This window comes from Rhodanobacter fulvus Jip2, from assembly GCF_000264315.1.
Classification (GTDB): Bacteria; Pseudomonadota; Gammaproteobacteria; order Xanthomonadales; family Rhodanobacteraceae; genus Rhodanobacter; species Rhodanobacter fulvus.
The window spans coordinates 1-227 of record NZ_AJXU01000046.1 but is presented as its reverse complement, the minus strand read 5'-3'; the positions used below and the strand labels follow the sequence as shown (position 1 = coordinate 227).

General features: G+C 61.2%; 1 protein-coding gene. It reads left to right on the top strand.

The window, feature by feature from the left end; all coding sequences use genetic code 11:
- Positions 1-79 precede the first annotated feature (79 nt).
- The coding region (gene rplI / locus UU9_RS11740; protein WP_007081972.1) for a 50S ribosomal protein L9 at positions 80-227 on the top strand (148 nt) is incomplete at its 3' end.

The window sequence follows — 227 nt, the reverse complement described above, 5'->3', positions numbered from 1 at the left end:
CCATTCCCGATTCCCGACATTCGGACACCCGTCCTCTGGCTGCGCCGGGCCACACCGGTGCTAACGAACAGGAAAGATCATGGAACTCATTCTTCTGCAGAAAGTCCGCAATCTCGGCAACCTTGGCGACAAGGTCACCGTGAAGCCGGGCTATGGCCGCAACTTCCTCCTGCCGCAGGGCAAGGCCGTACGCGTCAACGCCGCCAACCTGGAAGCGTTCGAGCAGC